The organism is Stenotrophomonas sp. AS012628 (assembly GCF_010608305.1).
GTDB lineage: Bacteria > Pseudomonadota > Gammaproteobacteria > Xanthomonadales > Xanthomonadaceae > Stenotrophomonas > Stenotrophomonas geniculata.
Genome location: NZ_VMBJ01000177.1, coordinates 1 through 255 on the forward strand (window position 1 = coordinate 1; position 255 = coordinate 255).

A 255-nucleotide genomic window follows, 5' to 3' on the forward strand; every position below is an offset into this window, starting at 1 on the left:
TACCAGCAGCTCGCGGTGGGTGAGGTGTTCCTTGATCAGGCGCTGCAACGCCTCCAGAGGCTCGGCATGCTCCAGGTCGCAGGCCTGGATGATCTGGTTCAGTACGGTCTCTCCGTGGTCCTCGAGCATCTGCACCAGGTTGTCCCGCGTGCCGCAGAAGCGGTGCAGGGTGGCCTTGCTTACGCCGGCCGCCTCGGCCAGTTCCTTCAGCGTCGCTCGCGGGCGGTCGACGATAGCGACTGCCAGCGCCTTGAT

The 255-nt window shown here is 65.5% G+C and carries 1 pseudogene; it reads right to left on the bottom strand.

Going from position 1 to position 255, the window contains the following annotated elements:
• Window positions 1–255 (bottom strand): annotated as a pseudogene (gene nfxB / locus G5A07_RS21500) (efflux pump transcriptional repressor NfxB); the annotation flags it as partial.